Source organism: Acetobacterium wieringae (genome assembly GCF_023700225.1).
In the GTDB taxonomy this organism is placed as follows: domain Bacteria; phylum Bacillota; class Clostridia; order Eubacteriales; family Eubacteriaceae; genus Acetobacterium; species Acetobacterium wieringae.
Genome location: NZ_CP097897.1, coordinates 1,120,335 through 1,139,228, shown reverse-complemented (window position 1 = coordinate 1,139,228; position 18,894 = coordinate 1,120,335). Strand labels below are relative to the sequence as shown.

General features: G+C 45.3%; 12 protein-coding genes and 1 other RNA gene. 1 reads left to right on the top strand and 12 read right to left on the bottom strand.

The features are described 5' to 3' along the window. Nucleotides 1-25: 25 nt before the first annotated feature. The 12 genes from CHL1_RS05555 to dnaG form a co-directional block, all read right to left on the bottom strand. On the bottom strand, nucleotides 26-1,777 hold the full coding sequence (locus CHL1_RS05555; protein WP_250935163.1) for a HAMP domain-containing sensor histidine kinase: 1,752 nt from the start codon (nucleotides 1,775-1,777) through the stop codon (nucleotides 26-28). 9 nt (nucleotides 1,778-1,786) lie between these two features. After that, nucleotides 1,787-2,482: a winged helix-turn-helix domain-containing protein gene (locus tag CHL1_RS05550; RefSeq protein ID WP_276495648.1), complete on the bottom strand. Its 696-nt coding sequence runs from the start codon at nucleotides 2,480-2,482 to the stop codon at nucleotides 1,787-1,789. A gap of 293 nt (nucleotides 2,483-2,775) precedes the next feature. Beyond that, nucleotides 2,776-7,014 (bottom strand): 2-hydroxyacyl-CoA dehydratase, encoded by a 4,239-nt coding sequence (locus CHL1_RS05545; protein WP_250935162.1) that lies wholly within the window; start codon nucleotides 7,012-7,014, stop codon nucleotides 2,776-2,778. A 56-nt stretch (nucleotides 7,015-7,070) separates the two neighbouring features. Next, the gene (locus CHL1_RS05540; RefSeq protein WP_250935160.1) at nucleotides 7,071-8,603 is read right to left on the bottom strand and encodes an FGGY-family carbohydrate kinase; all 1,533 of its coding nucleotides are present in this window, start codon (nucleotides 8,601-8,603) and stop codon (nucleotides 7,071-7,073) included. Between the two features lie 211 nt (nucleotides 8,604-8,814). Continuing rightward, complete coding sequence (locus CHL1_RS05535) at nucleotides 8,815-9,642, bottom strand: phosphoenolpyruvate hydrolase family protein (RefSeq protein WP_070370180.1); 828 nt, start codon at nucleotides 9,640-9,642, stop codon at nucleotides 8,815-8,817. Nucleotides 9,643-9,655: 13 nt separating this feature from the next. Then, on the bottom strand, nucleotides 9,656-10,873 hold the full coding sequence (locus CHL1_RS05530; RefSeq protein ID WP_250935158.1) for a Tm-1-like ATP-binding domain-containing protein: 1,218 nt from the start codon (nucleotides 10,871-10,873) through the stop codon (nucleotides 9,656-9,658). A gap of 252 nt (nucleotides 10,874-11,125) precedes the next feature. Further along, a complete protein-coding gene (locus CHL1_RS05525; RefSeq protein WP_250935156.1) occupies nucleotides 11,126-12,973 on the bottom strand; it encodes a phosphoenolpyruvate hydrolase family protein in 1,848 nt (615 codons plus the stop codon). Between the two features lie 283 nt (nucleotides 12,974-13,256). Next, nucleotides 13,257-13,596, bottom strand: an RNA gene (gene rnpB, locus CHL1_RS05520) — RNase P RNA component class A. 56 nt (nucleotides 13,597-13,652) lie between these two features. Next, nucleotides 13,653-14,771 (bottom strand): Nif3-like dinuclear metal center hexameric protein, encoded by a 1,119-nt coding sequence (locus CHL1_RS05515; RefSeq protein ID WP_250935154.1) that lies wholly within the window; start codon nucleotides 14,769-14,771, stop codon nucleotides 13,653-13,655. Further along, nucleotides 14,756-15,457, bottom strand: a complete 702-nt coding sequence (locus tag CHL1_RS05510; protein WP_250935146.1) for a tRNA (adenine(22)-N(1))-methyltransferase — start codon at nucleotides 15,455-15,457, stop codon at nucleotides 14,756-14,758. Before CHL1_RS05510 ends, CHL1_RS05515 begins: the two co-directional genes overlap by 16 nt. 1 nt (nucleotide 15,458) lies before the next feature. Further along, nucleotides 15,459-16,523, bottom strand: a complete 1,065-nt coding sequence (gene rpoD, locus CHL1_RS05505; protein ID WP_148637578.1) for an RNA polymerase sigma factor RpoD — start codon at nucleotides 16,521-16,523, stop codon at nucleotides 15,459-15,461. Nucleotides 16,524-16,611: 88 nt separating this feature from the next. After that, on the bottom strand, nucleotides 16,612-18,390 hold the full coding sequence (gene dnaG, locus CHL1_RS05500; protein ID WP_250935144.1) for a DNA primase: 1,779 nt from the start codon (nucleotides 18,388-18,390) through the stop codon (nucleotides 16,612-16,614). Nucleotides 18,391-18,608: 218 nt separating this feature from the next. On the opposite strand from dnaG, the gene CHL1_RS05495 reads away from it, so the two are divergent. Beyond that, nucleotides 18,609-18,866, top strand: coding sequence for a hypothetical protein (locus tag CHL1_RS05495; RefSeq protein WP_070370174.1), 258 nt, complete (start codon nucleotides 18,609-18,611; stop codon nucleotides 18,864-18,866). Nucleotides 18,867-18,894 lie beyond the last annotated feature (28 nt).

The following is an 18,894-nucleotide window of genomic DNA, read 5'->3' as shown; positions in this document are numbered from 1 at the left end:
TCAAAACTGACCGGTTATTTTTTTATCAATCTTTAAATTTCGGCAAGCTAATCTTAAATTCAGTTCCTTCGCCTACCTGACTCGACACAGCAATCGTACCACGATTGTTGTGAACGATGTGTTTAACAATGGCCAGTCCCAGACCGGTGCCGCCCTTCTCCTTGGAGCGACTCTTATCCACCCGGTAAAACCGCTCAAAAATCCGGTCTACATCCTTCTCCGGAATCCCGTAGCCATGATCCCGCACCTGAATAGTGACCACTTCATCTTGTTCCGAAAGGGTAACCTCCACCCGATTGGCTGGCTCTGAATATTTAATGGCGTTATCGATCAGATTGATCATCATCTGCCGGAATTCATCTGCCACAAATTCCAATTCAATTGATTCTTGGCTGTTGAGTTCCAAGGCCATGGACTTTGCTTCGGCGCTCAACTTTAAAATATCAAAAATCTGCTTGATTTCCATATCAATATGCAGCAATTCGAACCGTCTTTCAAATCCGCCTTTGTTTTCCAGTTGCGATAAAACCAGAATATCACTGACCAGGCGGCTGAGGCGATCACTCTCTTCATAAATAATCGAATAAAATCGTTCCAGAGTTTTCGGATCAGTGATGTGGTTGACTTGAATGGTCTCAATAAAACCTTTGATGGTGGTAATCGGTGTTTTAAGCTCATGGGACACATTAGCAACAAAATCCCGGCGCATTTTTTCGAGATTTTTCAACAGGGTGATATCCTCAAAAATAATAATATGACCGTTGATGCTATTATTTTCTTCGATATGGTTAATATAAACCCGCAAGATCTGATTTGAATGAATCCGTGATTCAAAGCTTAATTTTTCACTGGGATCGTTCTCCAGATAATTCATAAGTTCCAGAATAAAAGACTCCCGATAAACTTCCAGAATATTATGTCCAATCACATGTTCGTTTCTGGGAATCCGCAAGACCTTCCGGGCCGCTTCGTTTAAATGGACAATGTGGTTCTTTTTATCAATTGCAATGACCCCATGATTCATATTTGACAAGATCGCCGTAAGCTCGGCATTCTTCTGGTTCATCTCAGTAAACGAGTTGTCCAATTGGATTGACATCTGATTGAGCGATTCCACCAGCTCTCCGATTTGATCTTCACGAATCATGGTCAGTTGCTGTCCATATTTGCCTGAGGCAATTTCTCTGGCAAAAACGGAAGCTTCTTCCAGTGGTTTCATTTCCCTGTTGATAAAGTAATTTATCAACAGGGTCGTCGCCATGATTGTTGTTAGGATCACAAAAATAATATTGTTGATCATTTCAAACATGGCATCATCCATGGCATTAACCGGCATGGATATTCGTAATACCGCCTCTACTTCCTTATCTTCATCAAAATAAGGGGTAGCGACATAGATCATTTCGTCTTTGATGGTGTTGGAGAATCGCACCTCAGTCGTTTGTTGGCCAGCCATTGCGCCATGGATTTCCGGTCGATTTTTATGGTTTTCCAGTGCGCCCAAACCTTGAACGGATTCGTAGATGACATCCCCCTGGGTGTCAATAATTGTCATCCGCACATTGGTACTTTGAGCAAAATTATCCAAATTTTCTTTGTTTCCCGTTTCCAGAAAGTCAGGTAACAGGTAATTCATAATATAGTTACTGCTCTTTTTGATGTTATTCTCAGTGTCGGCATAATAACTTTGACGATAGCTGATGGTCGTGAACAAGCCACAGATCGTGATACTGACAATGATAATGACAGTCAGTGAAATAGACAGACGTTTCTTCATTGTAGACTCCTATTTTTCAATAAAGCGATAGCCAACCCCCCGGACGGTTTCGATATATTTTTTGCCATCTTCAGATTGTTCCTCAATTTTTTTTCTTAAATAGCGGATATGGACATCCACGGTTCGGGTTTCTCCGTAATAGTCAAAACCCCAGATCTGATCCAGCAGCTGATCCCGGGTCAAGACCTGACCCCGGTGTTTGGCCAAAAAAACCAACAGTTCATATTCCTTAAGGGTTAAGGCCAGTTTCTCCCCATTTTGATAAACTTCAAACGCCTTGGGATCGATTTGAAGATCCCCTACCACAATGGCTTCATCCTCCTTGGATAAAAGAATCTCCGTCCGTCTTAAAACCGCCTTAACCCGGGCACATAGTTCTTTGACCCCAAAAGGCTTGGTAATATAGTCATCGGCGCCAATTTCAAGCCCCAGTACTTTATCGAATTCCTCACTTTTTGCTGTCAGCATAATAATCGGAATGTAGGAAATAACGTTATTGGCACGAATCTCCCGGCAAATGCTGATGCCGTCTTTTCCCGGCAACATCAGATCCAGAATGATCAGATCCGGCAATACTTCCAATATCTTTGCAATGGCTTCGCCGCCATCCTGAACGCCGTCGACTTCAAACCCATGCGTTTCCAGGTTAAATTTAATCAGTTCATATATATTCAATTCATCTTCGATTATCAGTATTTTTTTCATCATGACTCCTTCATTTTTTGTGTAATGAAATTATAACACATCCGCAAATTCTGTTCTGTAAATTTTTGATTAAATTGTAAACTATTACATAATTCTGAAAACGTTATAGAAAAAATAATGATTGTATTCTTTGTTCCTTCTTCATATAATGAATTTATCACATATAATCCTTTATCGCTAAATGAATTACTCCCCTTTTTCATTTAGAAAAACGAGCTGTTTCTTCTGAAGCGGTTCTTTTTTTTGCAAAAAATTAAGACTGGCCATCAAGCCAGTCTTTCTCTTTTTTAGTGCTAACTCTTCCGATCCAGATTCCGCTTGGCCGTTTCCATCATCAGTTTGATGCGGTTCAGTTGATTGACTTCGCTGGCACCGGGATCGTAGTCGATCGGGGCAATGTTTGCCAGTGGGTATCTTTGACGGATCGGTTTGATCATTCCTTTTCCCATGACATGATTGGGCAAACAGGCAAAGGGCTGGACACAGACAATGTTTTCGACCCCATCATCAATCAGCTCCATCATCTCCGCCGTCAAAAACCAGCCCTCGCCACCCTGATTCCCCAGGGAAATCAGTTCCTGAGCTTTTTTTGCTTTCTTCTCAATGGTTGATGGCGCATGGAAGTGGGCGCTTTCTTCCAAGGCACGTTTCATATTTTTCCGGGAATACTCCAGCAACTGAATAATTAGTTTGGCGCTCTTCATCGATTTTCGCTTACCAGATAATTCTTCGTATTTAAAGACCTGGTTGTAACAACAGTAGAGGAAAAAGTCCATCAGGTCTGGCATCACCACCTCGGCCCCTTCGGCTTCCAGCACGGCCTGAAGGTTATTGTTGGCGGTAGGATGGTATTTCACCAGAATTTCACCGACAATGGCCACCTTGGGCAATTTTTTGTCGCTTCGGGGCAGGGCATCAAATTCATTGACAATCGCCCGGACGTTTTCTTTGAAATCCCGGAGATTTCCGTTTTTCATGCCTGCTTTTATTTTTTTGCGCCAATGCTGGTACAATTCTTCGGTTGATCCCGGATGGAGCTCATAGGGCCTGGTGCCACTGACAACCCGTTGCAGCAAGTCACCATAAACAATCCCAACTAATAGCCGAGTCAGCAGCGGCAGACTGAGTTTAAATCCGGGATTCTTTTCCAGACCAATAGCACTCAGTGAAATAACCGGAATTTGCGACATCCCGGCTGATTCCAGGGCTTTTCTGATAAATGCCACATAGTTGGAGGCCCGGCAGGGTCCCCCGGTCTGAGTCATTAATATCGACACATTATTAAGATCGTATTTTCCCGATTTCAGGGCGGCCATAATCTGGCCGGTGGTAATAATGGTGGGATAGCAGGCATCGTTATTAACATAGGTTAAGCCTTCATCAATGGCGGCATTGTCCACACTGGGCATGACTTCAATATGATAGCCATATTTTTCCATCGCCTCTTCCAGAAAATCAAAGTGAATTGGCGACATCTGCGGTGCCAGCAGGGTATGTTTCTTTTTCATCGCTTTGGTAAAGACCACCCGCTGTTTCATTGGGGTTGGTGCCACCACAATATTATTTTTCTCCCGTTCAATCATCATTGCCGCTTTGAGTGATCGCATCCGAATCCGAATGGCCCCCAGATTATTGACCTCATCAATCTTAATCAGAGTATAAATATTACCATGACTTTCGAGGATTTCCTGGGTTTGCTCCGAAGTCACTGCATCCAGTCCGCAGCCAAAGGAGGTCAGTTGCACCAGTTCTAGAAAATCATGCTGGTTGACGACCTCGGCCGCCTTATATAAGCGGCTGTGGTATTTCCACTGATCCAGCACCCGGAAACGCTCATCCGCTTTGGGCTGATAGAGATGGGCAATGGCATCTTCGGTAAGTACCGCCATATCCAGGCCGGTAATGATATGATCCAGACCATGATTGACCTCCGGATCGATATGATAGGGCCGACCCGCCAAAACAATACCTTTTTGCCCAGTTTCTTTTAAATAGGCAATGGTCTCTTCACCTTTTTTCTCCATGTCCCGACGGAAGGTTTCTTTCTCAGCAATGGCCGCCTTCATAGCAACAGCAATTTCCTGCCGATTAATGCCGTAGACACCAAAGATTTCAGCCAGCCGTTCTTCCAGACGCTGATCATTGTCAAAGGGTAAAAACGGATTCAAGAAGGTAATGCCGTCTTTCTGAACATCATCCTGATTATGCTTGATGGTTTCCGGATAGGACATGACAATTGGGCAATTGTACCAGTTATCAACATCTTCAAATTCTTTTTCCTCATAAGGAATACACGGGTAGAAAATCAGGCCAATGCCCGCTTCCAGTAGAGCCTGAATATGGCCATGGGCCAGTTTTGCCGGATAACAGACCGACTCCGAGGGAATACTCTCCATGCCTTTTTCGTAAATCTTGCGATTGGATTCCGGCGATAACACCACCCGATAGCCCAGATGAGTAAAAAAGGTATGCCAGAAGGGATAATTTTCATAGAGATTTAACACCCGGGGGATCCCGATACTCCCCCGGGGTGCTCTCTCTTCAGACAACGAGGGGTAATTAAAGATCCGCTGATACTTGTATTGATAAAGATTAGGCAGGTCGGCATTCTTTTTAACATTCCCTTCGCCAATCTCACATCGGTTTCCGGTAATATGACGACTGCCGTCGTTAAAGCGGTTAATCGTCAGCAGACAATTATTACTGCAGCCGCCGCAGCGTTTGTGACCGACTTCCACAGCAAAATCGTCCAGCGCTTCCAAATCCAGAAGATTACTGCGTTCCCCGGCGACATAATTCTCCCGGGCAATCAAAGCCGCACCAAAGGCGCCCATCAGGCCCGCGATATCCGGACGGATAACCTCTTTTTCGGTGATCTTTTCAAAAGTCCGCAGCACCGCCAGATTATTAAAGGTGCCCCCCTGAACAATGATATGTTCACCCAGTTCTTTGGGGTTATGAATTTTTATTACCTTCTGCAAAGCGTTCTTGATAACCGAATAAGACAAACCGGCAGAGATGTCTCCGACTTCAGCCCCTTCCTTCTGGGACTGCTTGACCTTGGAATTCATAAAAACGGTGCAGCGGGTGCCCAGATCCACCGGGTTTTCTGCCATCAAGGCAGCATCAACAAAGGCTTGCATGTCAAGATCCAGAGATTTGGCAAAGGTTTCTAAGAATGAACCACAACCCGATGAGCAGGCTTCATTGAGAATGATACTGTCAATGGTACCATTTTTAATCTTCATGCACTTCATATCCTGACCACCGATGTCGAGAATAAAATCAACCTCGGGACAAAAATATTTGGCTCCCTTATAGTGGGCAATGGTTTCAATTTCGCCGATATCGATTTTTAAGGCTTTTTTGATCAGACTTTCACCATAACCGGTAACCGTCGACTTACCGATTATGACATCAGCTGGCAGCAAGCCGTAGACTTGTTTGATAATTTTGATCGACTGAGCCAGCGGACTGCCCTCATTGCCACCATAGTAGCTGTACAAAAGAGCGCCGTCACCATTAATGACAACCGCCTTGGTAGTGGTGGAACCCACATCGATTCCTAAAAAACAGCAACCCGAATGATCTTGCAAATTTTTTTTGGCAACCTGGTTGTGATCATGTCGTTCTTTGAACTGCTGCAATTCTTCCCGTGACCGAAACAGCGGCGCCAGCCGACCGACTTCATTTTCTGATACGGCATCAAGATTTTCCACTGCTTCAACCAGATCAGAAAAATTCATTGGCGCTTCTTTTTCTGCCGAATAAGCCGCCCCCATGGCAACAAAGAGATTGGATTTTTCCGGAAAAATAATCTGCTCCTCAGTCAGTTTCAGGGTTTTTATAAAGCGCTGTCGCAGTTCCGAGAGAAAATAGAGTGGCCCCCCTAAAAAAGCCACATTCCCACGAACCGGATGACCACAGGCCAGGCCGCTGATTGTTTGATTGACCACCGCCTGAAAAATAGAGGCGGCAATATCGGCTTTCTCTGCCCCTTCATTGATCAGCGGCTGGATATCGGTTTTCGAAAAAACCCCACAGCGGGAGGCAATCGGATAAATCATGGTGTGGGTTTTGGATAATTCGTTGAGTCCTTCAGCGTCGGTTTTTAAAAGCGTTGCCATCTGATCGACAAAGGCACCGGTGCCCCCGGCACAGGTACCATTCATCCGCTGTTCAATGGTACCGGAAAAAAAAGTGATCTTGGCATCTTCACCACCCAGCTCAATGGCCACCTCAGTTTTGGGAATAATCCGTTCCACCGCCAGCGTACTGGCGACTACTTCCTGAACAAAGGGAATGCCCAGCCATTGCGAGATCATCAGCCCGCCGGAACCGGTGACACAAACCCGGGTCTGTAAATCGCCCAGTTTTTGATATGTTTCTTTTAAGAGATTGATGATGGTGACCTTGATGTTTGACAAATGACGCCGGTATTCTTCAAAGATGATTTCGTTTTTTGTGTCAATCACCACCACCTTAATGGTAGTGGAGCCGATGTCGATGCCCATTTTATAATTGCTTTTCATTTTATTTTATGACCTCTTCTCTAACCCGTCGGTTCTTATCTTTTGCTCATCTGAATTTAATCATACGACTGATATAAGGGTTTAACCCGACGATATAGTTGCTTATATAATTTACTATAAATTTCTGTATAGATTATTGCATTTTCCGGGTTGGGTTCAAAAACTCGGGATTTTCTAATCATCGCCGCACTGGCAGTGTGAATATCCGGATAATGATTTAAGCCCACAAAGGTGGCGATGGCGGCGCCTAAACCAGTTGTCTCAAAGGTCTGAACCCGGTACACCGGCCGATTAAAAATATCGGCCATGATCTGAGCCACCCCATCACTGCGGGAGCCCCCGCCAGACAGCCCAACAGCCTGAATTGGAACTTTTGTTTTGCGTTCAATCCGTTTTACCCCCTCCAGCAGGGCGTAGCCCAGACCTTCAATGATGGCCCGGTAAATATGTCGCTTGTCATGACCCTCACTAAAGCCGATAAAGGTTCCCCGGGCTTCCGGCCGAAAGGCTTCGCGACCCCAATAGGGCTGATGAACCAGGCCATCCGCTCCCGGCCGGGTCGTCTCCAGATAGCCCTCCAAAACCTCATGAATCGCTTGGGGATCAGACTGATCAAGAAATTCCCGGTTATACCAATCGACCATCCAAAATCCGTGATAAATAGTCACTTCGGGATTATATGCGTCATTTTCCACCGCTGCAAAGGAAGGGTAGAAGGGGTAGAGCTCCACATATTTTTTTGTGGTTACCTCCACCGTTGATTGGGTACCCAGAGAAATACTGGCGACCTCCGGTGTCAAAGCCCCGACACCAAGAGTTTCACAGCCTTTATCCGTCCCTGAAGCGACAATCGGCAAACCCACTGGCAGGCCAGTGACTGCGGCGGCAGTTGCCGTCAGATATCCGATGATTTCGCAGGAGTCGGTCAGCTCATAGCATTTTTCCGGCTCAACCTGAAGAATCTGCGTTTTGACGTTATACTTGCCACACCACTGTTTCTTTTTCGTATCAAAGGGCAGATGACCGGCAGTGTTGGAACGACTGTCAGCTAGTTTCCCAGTCAATCGACTCAAAAAATAGGTCGAAAGAAAAACGACCTTGTGGGCTTTGGCCCAGATCTCCGGTTCCTGCATCTTGATCCAGTTGACATGAGCAGTTTGACTGAAGGATTTGGCGTAGGTGCTAAACCCAATACATTTAAAGAGCAGCGCATAAGGCCAGGGATAGGGTAGCGGTTCGGCTAATTCCCGGCGATCCAACCAACTGATAAAATTGCGCAGCGGCTCACCACTTTCATCTACCACCGTGATCACATCCCGCTGACAAGACACCGTCATTCCCCGAATGGTCAAAAACAGCCCCGGTGCGTTTTCCTTAAGCTCCGAAATCACTTTAACCAGGGCCTTCCAGAACATTTCTGGAGCAGCTTCTTTCCATTGGAAATGTTTCGAATAATAGCCCTTGAATAATTCTTCGCTTTTAGCCAACTCATTACCGGTCTCATCAAAAATAATGCCCCGAAGTCCTCGGGTGCCGCAATCGATGGTTAACACTGAATTCTTATTTTGCATGCTTTTTGTGTTGTCCAAAATCCATTCTCCCGACATCAACTCATTTCGTATCATTATACCAAATAGTTTGAAAGTGTAAAACAAAAAGCGTTGAATAAAAAGAATTTACTTTTTATTCAACGCCTGGTTTATTGCATAAGTACCGTACCGACCAATTGTTACATCATGTGCTTATGTACAGTATGTGCTTTCTTTTATCAATGTCAATTACTTTTACCTATAATTAATTTTACAGTTTGATGTCTTTAAAATCCTTAACCTGTTTGGTGATGGCAATTTCGGTTGGTAGACGCTCGATGCTGGATGCGCCAAAGAAGCCGCAAACGCCAGTTGTACGATCAAGCACATACTTGGCATCTTCCGGTTCAGCCACCGGGCCACCGTGAACAATGACCATAATGTCCGGATTAATGGCTTTGCCAGCGTCACAGATCTCCTGGGTCAGCTTGACACAGTCGTCCAGGGTTTTTGCAGTTCCGGCCCCGATGCTCCCTTTAGTGGTCAGTCCCATATGGGCAACCAGTACATCGGCACCAGCTTTGGCCATTTTTTCGGCCTCTTCGACATTAAAAACATAGGGAGTCGTGACCAGATCCAACTCATGGGCTTTCCTGATCATCTCCACTTCCAGATCATAGCCCATATTGGTTTCTTCCAGGTTTTGCCGGAACACCCCATCGATTAAGCCGACGGTCGGAAAATTCTGCACGCCGGAAAAGCCGGCTTCTTTAACCTGTTTTAAAAACATCTCCATATCTCTAAACGGATCGGTGCCGCAGACCCCGGCCAGAACTGGCGTATCTTTTACAATCGTCACCACTTCTCGGGCCATGTCCATAACAATGGCATTGGCATCGCCATAAGATAACAGGCCGGCTAAAGAACCCCGGCCAGCCATCCGATACCGGCCGGAATTGTAAATAATAATCAGATCCACGCCACCAGCCTCAGCGCATTTGGCCGAAATCCCAGTTCCCGCTCCAGCGCCAACCACCGAAATTCCGTTAGCTTCCTGTTCTCTTAGCCGTCTTAATACTTCTTCTCGTTTTATTGCCATGTTAGTTTCTCCTTTATGCGTTCTTTTTTTCAATCATCGTAATCAATTTCTCAGCCATTGCCAAGGCAAAGGCTTCGTCGTTGATATCGGTATCCATTTCCACCAGTTCGACTTGATCGTCGATGTTGGCCCGCAATTGGGCAAACAGTTCGGCATCTTCTTCCGGACCATAGAACGGTGCGCCTTCCACGTCAATGGCAGAAACTCCTTTTAGCGGAATAAACAAAGCAACCGGGCCGGTGGCCATATTTAACTTGCTGGCAATGATTTTGCCCATCTGAGAACACTCGTCTACGGTGGTTCGCATCAGGGTAACGCTGGCATTATGTTTATAGAGGTTACGATCTTTATATTTTTCAGGAACGGTTTCAATGGCCCCAAAATTGACCATATCGAGTGCCCCCACCGAAACGACCTCGGGGATTCCCGCCTTGGCAGCCGCTTCCAGTCGGGTTGGCCCCGCTGTGAAGACCCCGCCAGCTACCTCATCACACCACTCGGTGGTTGTGGCATCAAATACGCCTTTGATAAAGCCCGCTTCAATCAAGCTTTCCATGGCCATCCCACCAGCACCGGTAGCGTGGAATACCAGCACCTCATAGCCCTGATCTTCGAGATATTCTCTGGCCGTGGTAACACAAGGCGTCGTAACCCCAAACATGGTGGCTGCCAGCAAGGGTTTTTCTTCCTTTAGCTCAGGAATATCAAAGCTGGCCATCCCGGCGATGGCATTGGCGGCATTGGCCAGAATATGATTGGAGATGCTGTTGATCCCGGAAATATCGACCACTGAATACATCATTGTGATATCTTTTTCACCAACATAGGGACGGGTATCACCTGAAGCCACGGTAGAAACCATAATCTTCGGCACACCTACAGGCAAACTTCGCATCGCAAAGGTACCAATAGTGGTTCCGGCTGATCCCCCCAGACTGATGACGCCGTCAACCTTACCCTGGTCATACAGCTCTCTGGTAATTTTTGCAGCCCCGGCCATCATCACGTCAATACCCAAGCCGCGATCATGTTGCTGTTGCAACTCATCTAAAGATGATCCCCCGGCGATAGCAACCGCTTCACTGGTGATATCCGGCTCAAATAACGGCTCGCCCATCACCCCACAGTTGATCGTGGTGGTACTTAAGCCCTGCTTTTCAATCAATTCCTTAATAAACTGGAATTCATGACCCTTGGTATCAAAGGTTCCGACGATTAACACATTTTTCATTCCATGCCCCCCTTGTGATTTTTTACTTAACTTATTTGACTTGTTATTACTGCGAACAAATCTCATTTTATTAAGTCGCTTTGAATTTAATAAATTATTTAAATTTATTAAATACGCAAGGTTTATGCCAAAAATTAAAACGCTCAAATCCGCTGTTGCCGCCATTAAAAATGAATCAATGGGCAAGTGATTTCCCATAAAAATATCAACTGGGCAATATTTTCTCAAATCGAGTAAATATTGCCCAGTCATTTAATCGGCGCCTTCCGATTCTGTGGATAAATGGTATTTCATGATTTTATTGTAAAGGGTTCGTCGGGAAATACCGATTCGTTGGGCTGCTTCGGTGCGGTTCCATTGGCAGGCTTTAAGAATTTCCCGAATATAATTACTTTCCAGATGTTCCTTGCTGGTTAACAGCATCTCCGGCCCATGAACTTCAAGCGACTGGGGTTTGCTTCCGGATTTTGGTTTGTGCAATTCTTCCACCACCATGTCATCCCGCCTTATGTATTTGCCTTCACTGAGGATCACCGCCCGCTCCAGTACATGTTTGAGTTCGCGAACATTGCCCGGCCATGGACATTCCATCAGATAGGCCATGGCATCCGGGGCCAGTCGCTTCTCTTCCAGCTGATACTTTATTTTGAATTCGTCCAAAAAGCGATTGCAAAGTAATGGAATGTCCTCGGTATGCCGCCGTAACGGTGGGGTATTGATTTCTACCACATTCAGCCGATAGTAAAGATCCTCCCGGAAATGATTGTCCGCCACCGCCTGTTTAATATCGACATTGGTGGCACAGACAATTCGCACATCGACAAAAATAGTTTTTTCGCCGCCAACCCGTTCAAACTCCTGTTGCTGAATAATCCGCAGCACCTTCGCCTGGAGATCGACATCCATTTCCCCAATCTCATCCAGAAACAGGGTGCCATTATTGGCCAGTTCAAATTTCCCCAGCCGCCGTTTATCGGCCCCGGTAAAAGCCCCCTTTTCATGGCCAAACAACTCACTTTCCAATAAATTTGGTGGCAAAGCGGCGCAATTCACCTTGATCAGCGGACCCAGACAACGTTTACTGTTAAAATGCAATGCCTTGGCCACCAGCTCTTTACCGGTTCCGCTTTCTCCCTGAATTAGCACATTAACATCCTTGTCGGCCACCTTATTGATCAGTTCATACATATCCTGCATGATTACACTTTGCCCGACAATCTCATCAAATCCCCGCTTTTTCAGCAGTTCTTTCTTTAAATGCTTATTTTCCTGTTTTAATTTATAATAATTTTTAAACTTGTCGGTCGTTTCCGAAATCGCCAGTTCAGTGGGAATCCGCTCAAAGCTGGAGCCTCCAATATAACCGATAGTCTGGGAGTTTTTATAAAAATAATAGGCATCCTCCGGTGAATTGATGGGCCCTCCATAAATCATCTTATAGGTGCGGGGATTAATCTCATCGACGGCCGCAAAAATTGCTTCTGTCATTTCCAGGCATTCATTGATGGTGGAAAAAACCTTGCCGGATTTCTCACCACCCCGGGTCCAACCAAAATGGGCACAGACAACATCTACCCCTGCCCGGGTCATGGCCCGAGCCTGCTCTTCATTAAAGACAAAGGCAATCGTAAAGAGGTCGGCGGCCACAGCCTTTGTCATAAATTCGATTTCCTGGTCATAACCCAGGCCCTTCTCCTCCAACCATTCCCGGAATTGCCCGTCAATCAATCCCACGGTAGGAAAATTATTGACGCCGCTAAAACCCAGATCCCGGACTTTTTGAATCAATTCCTGATGAGAGTAATTGGGGTCAGTGGCATTGATCCCACAGATCACGGCCCGATCTTTGAGTTTTGGCAGTATCTCCCGGCTGGAAAAATCGAACACCAACTCATTGCTGTTGGAAAATGGCATCATGCATCCAATCGACGGAATGCCCGCCGAACGAAAGCGACCAGCACTCAGGGTCAGCAACAAATCAGCCCCGCCCTTAACCGCCTGCTTGGCAAAAAGACCAGACCCCACCGCCACCCCAATCACCGGTTTATTCATTTTTAAACTATTATGGATCATTTTTTCGATGGCTTCTTTTTTCTTCATGGTATTCTCCCACTGAAAACTTTACTTAGGTAATTGCGAAATGAAAAAACACCGAACAATAATTGCTTTGTGTGCATTTTCCACAAACAATTTTGTAACGTGTAGGCGAACAGTTCATCGAACTGTCCGCCGTACAGTGTAAAAATTGTTTCGTGCGAAACTGAACGCAAAGCTCACGGTAGTTTCGCAATTACCTAAAAACTTTACTCTCATTATACAATCCCCGGTCAAAAAACGCAAAAAGACTATTGCAGAGTTCTGCAATAGTCTTAACTTACATTTGTGATTTACTAAATCTATAAGCCGAGTTCTGTTTAAATAGTCATCTATCTCGATTTATTGTTACCAATAAATTCTAGCGACCTACCATAGGACAACGACGAGCAGCCGTCTTTTACAGTCCGTTCTTGGTCTTGCTCCAGGTGGGGTTTACATAGCCGATGTGTTACCACACCGCTGGTGAGCTCTTACCTCACCCTTTCATCCTTACCATTGCTGGCGGTATACTTTCTGTTGCACTTGCCTTAGAGTCGCCTCCACCGGGTGTTACCCGGCACCCTGCTCTGTGGAGCTCGGACTTTCCTCAACCGGATTACTCCGGGTGCGACTATCTGATTTACTAAATCACTGTAGTATACACTGTCCTTGCGCAAATTTCAAGCCTTTTTTGCTATACCCTCTAATAATTCACAATAAAATCCCGGGACGACTCTGCAACAATCATTTCCGGGCAGGCGTCCTCCAAACCGGCTGTCAGCATTTGTTTAAGACAGTCGGTTACCCATTTCTCAGTGCCGTAATGACCAGCATCCAGCACCCAGATGTTGTTTTCCAGAGCCCGTTGCCCGTCGTGATGTTTGAGATCCCCGGTGATTAGCACATCGGCTCTTTTGGCTTTGGCCAGGCCGATCATGTCCGCTCCAGCGCCGGAACAGATAGCCACCCGACGAACAATCTCCGGAACCTTACCGGCCCCTCTTAAAGTGGGGAGATCCAACCGTTTTTTTATTTCGGTAATAAAATCGACGGCTCCGATAGGCTGACTTAATATCCCAATTTTTCCGAGTCCGTTTTCATTGATTAAATCCCCATTTTCCAGCGGGATCACATCATAGGCCATCGCTTCGTAGGGATGATTTCTTTTTAGGGCCGCAATCAGATTCTTTAATTCAGGCGCCGCTACAATGGCTTCAATCCGATCTTCCGAAACGCTGGTCATCTTATCTACCGCCCCAATAAATGGTTTGGCGCCTTCCTTCGGGCGAAAAGTACCGGTTCCGGAGGATCGATAGGTGCAATAATCGTAATCACCGATGGCCCCGGCACCGTTTTTACCTAATACCTCGATGATTTTATGACTGGCTTCCACCGGCGTAAAGACGACCAGTTTATAATACCTCGTCGGATTTGAGGGTTCCAGAGTTTTAATCTTTTCAAGGCCGATAATCTCGGCCAAATAGTGGTTAAGCCCCTTGGCGGCCTTATCCAAATTGGTATGGGCCACATAAACAGCGACGTCATTTATAATCAATTGGGCAATCATTTGGCCTTTTTCGCCGTCACAGGATACGGTTTTTAAGCCATTAAAAATAAATGGGTGATGGGCGATAATCAGATCGGCTTTTTTTACAACCGCTTCATCAACTACATCAGCCGTAACATCCAGGGTCAACAGAATCCGGTTAATACACTGTTGCCGCGATCCGACCTGAAGGCCGACGTTATCCCAGCTTTCAGCCAGTCTTTCCGGGGCCAGGGCTTCAATGGTCTGGATGATTTGATTTAGTTTGACAGACATTTTTTCACCTCATTCAGTTTTTCGATAAACCTACTACTTTCCTGAAATTGCTTGGCCGCCACCGCCGTGGTTCTTCCCCGGGTACTGGTTACAATCTGTTGTTCCAAAAATATTTTTCGGTCGATCAGAGCACCCAGCAAAGGATGCTGATGCCTATAATACTCAAAACCCAATTCATATTCCAATGGGGTGGTAACAATCATCGCTCCCGGCTCGGCCACAATGATCTCATAAACCCGATCGCCTTCCCGAGCCAGCTCTTCCCGGGTAATTAAAAACCCCGCTGTTTCCAGATATCTTCGTAACACTGCCTGATTATTCATTGGCTGCAAAACCAGTTTTTTTGCCGCTCTGGCAACAGCTGGCTGGGCTTTTAGCAGATCCCGGATCAGGAGCCCCCCCATCCCTGCCATAACAACAACCTCAACCTCGCCAGGTTTAAGCACAGAAAGACCCGAACCAAGTCGGGTCTCGATCTGTTTTTGTAATTGTTGGGCGTCGATAATTTTTTGAGCTTTTTTCAGTGGTTGCTGGTTAATGTCGCTGGCGATGGCCCTGCAAACACCCTTGTTTTCTACCAGGTACGCTGGCAGGTAACCATGATCGGTGCCAATATCCGCCATCGAGCAGGCCCCGGTCACACAACCGGCAATCACCTCAAGCCTTGGACTTAATTTAATCTTCATTTTAGGTTAAGTAATCCTTCAATTTCTTGCTGCGGCTGGGGTGTCTGAGTTTACGCAGCGCCTTGGCTTCAATCTGTCGGATCCGTTCCCGGGTGACGTTAAACTCTTTGCCGACTTCTTCAAGTGTTCGAGCCCGACCATCATCGAGACCAAAACGTAATCGCAGCACCTTTTCTTCACGTTCGGTCAGGGTATTTAACACTTCAATCAGCTGTTCTTTCAGCAGTGCATAGGATGCCGCTTCAGCTGGTGCCGGGGCCTCTTCATCGGGAATAAAATCACCCAAATGGCTGTCTTCTTCTTCCCCAATCGGGGTTTCCAAAGAAACCGGATCCTGAGCAATTTTCTGAATTTCCCGAACTTTTTCTTCAGAAAAACCCATTTCCTTGCCGATTTCTGCGGGGGTTGGTTCCCGCCCGTATTCCTGCAGCAATTGCCGGGAAACCCGGATCAATTTATTGATGGTCTCGACCATGTGTACCGGGATTCGGATCGTTCTGGCCTGATCGGCAATGGCCCGGGTAATCGCCTGGCGAATCCACCAGGTAGCATAGGTACTGAATTTAAAACCCTTGGTATAATCAAATTTCTCAACCGCCTTGATCAAGCCGAGGTTTCCTTCCTGAATCAGATCGAGAAACGACATACCCCGGCCCACATAACGCTTGGCGATACTGACGACCAGTCGCAGGTTGGCTTCAGCCAATTCTTTCTTGGCCATCTCATCGCCTGCTTCCATGCGGCGAGCCAATTCCATTTCTTCATCGCCGGTCAGTAAGGGTACCTTCCCGATTTCTTTTAAGTATAAACGAACCGGATCATTGACACTGACTGAATCTGCCAGTTCAAGTTCTTTCTGGTTCTCTTCCTCAAGTTCCGCCGCTTCCAGGGCTTCCAGTTCGAGATCGGTAAAAGCGATTTCGATCCCTTCTTTTTGCAGATACAAATAGATTGAATCAATTTCTTCAGGGTCAAGATCCGCCTTATCCAAAATTTCTTCAAAATCGTGGTTATTTAAATTTCCTTTTGATTTCCCCCGCTTTAACAGCTGCTGCACCTCCGGCATCAGCTCAATGGCGACTTTTTCGATTTCAATGATGTCGTCGTCAATATCGATGATCACATCGTCGGTTTTTACTTTCTCGAGTTTCATTTTAGTGCCTCCCGTTTTCTTTCATCATTTTCTTAATCTCTATGAGTTGATTGGTGAGCCGTGCCACCTCATCGTCATTACCAGTCGTTGACTCCCGCTTAATTTGTTCGGAAAGTCGGTCGAGTTGAGCTTCATTATAAAATCGATTCATTATTTCCAAAGCATCGTGATAATCTGACCGGGAGACTTCATCCTCGTTCATCATAAACTCAACTAATTTTTTAACTTCTTTGGAATCTTCAAAATGTGACATCATCTGATTAACTTCAATCCGGCTGCCGGTTTTCCGCTTTTCTAAAAGAACGCTGATCAGTTCCTGATAGAACGAGTCGGTCAGAAAGTCAATCGGAACGTCATCGATAATTTCCGGGTTTTTTAAACAGTAGCGAATCACCACTTCCTGAGCATTTTGGTAGGCCCTGGGAATTTTTTGTGGCGTTACCACATTATGGGTCGATTCAACCAGTTGAACTGGATTATCCGGCCGTTTTTTTGAGCGCATGACCTCGCGTCTTATCACTTCCTGATTAATTCCTGTTTCACCAGCCACCATTTTGCTGTAGTAATCAACTTCCAGTGATGTCTCCAGCTGCTTTAGTACGTTAATTGCTTCATTGCCATAGCGGAGCCGTCCATCGGTTTGAGAAAGATCATTGTGTTTTTTTAGTAATCCCAATTCATATTCAACAATGGTTAAGGCCTTGGTGACCGCATCCAAAAATCCCTGTTGACCAAATTTTTGGACAAAGGAATCAGGATCCTCATTGCTCGGCAAGTTTAATATTTTAACATTTAAGTTGGTCTTTTTCAAGATATTCATGGCTTTTTCTGTTGCCGATTTCCCTGCACTGTCGCCATCAAAGGCAATGATCACCTCATTGGCATAACGCTCCAGAATTTTTCCATGAAAGGGGGTAAAGGCCGTTCCCAATGCTGCTACGGTATTTTTAATCCCTTTTTCATATAAAGAGATCACATCCATGTAACCTTCCACAATCACGATATGCCCATCTTCCAAAAAGTTCTTACAATGATTGAGATTATAAAGCTCATAACTTTTGGAAAAAATTGGGGTTTCCGGGGAGTTTAGGTACTTGGGCCCATTTTGTCCGGTTACCATCAGACGACCGCCAAACCCGACAATCTGTCCCCGGGGATTAACAATGGGAAACATAATCCGACTGCGAAAACGATCGTAATGGCGATTTTTTTCTGAAGATAATACCAATCCTGAAGCCAGCATTTCTTCCTGAGAAAATCCGCTGGCCGCCAGAAAATCGGTCAATCGGCCCCAGTCCTCACTGGCATAACCTAGCCCAAATTCTCGGATGGTTTCCTGACTGATCCTGCGCTGACGTAGATATTCCCGAGCCGATGGATTCTTTTTCAAAATCTTATAATAGTAGTTGGCTGCCTGCCGATGCAATTCATAGAGACGCTTCTTTTTTTCATAGGCCTGGTGGTCTTCCTGCTGATTCTGTTTTTCCGGCAAAACCATATTTGCCCGAGTAGCCAGAAATTTGAGAGCATCCATAAAAGGCAATTTTTCCATTTCCATAATAAAAGTAATCACATTACCTCCGGCCCCACAGCCAAAACAATGATAAAGCTGTTTTTCCCGGGACACCGTGAAGGACGCTGTTTTTTCATTATGAAAAGGACATTTTCCTTTGAATGAGTTGCCAACCCTTTTTAAGGTCATGTAACCCGAAGTCACATCCACAATATCATTGGCGTCGATGACAGATTGTATCAATTCTTCGGAATAGTAAGTTGTCATTTGTATTTTCCTTTTTTAGATTAAAGTCTTGACTTTTAAGGGTCTATTATCTCTATTCTAAGTAAAATGCAATTCTCCTTGTTTTAATATCCTTTATTTTTATATTTAAACAAAAATAAAGTTTCATTAGTCTTTTAAAAAATCGTTATCGATGGATAATAGTTAAATATTTGGGTAATAAAAAAATAATCACAATAATATTAGAAAGAGGTGTTCTTATGGAAAAGAAACGTATTATCGAAGCCATTCATGAACAAGTAAAAGCTGCCGATTTTGATGATCATGGCAAAGCCGTTCTCAGTATGAAAGATGTCGCAGATGGTCAATTAATCATGGATGTCCTGGAAGAATTAAAATCAGACACAACCTTCGATTTTGATTTTGATCTGGACAAAATGGAACTCACTGTCCATAACCCGGAAGATGATCTGGACGGATTTATCAGACGGCACCCATCCCCACAAAAGTGCAAATAGTGTTCCTTTTCCGATCGACAATTTGTGG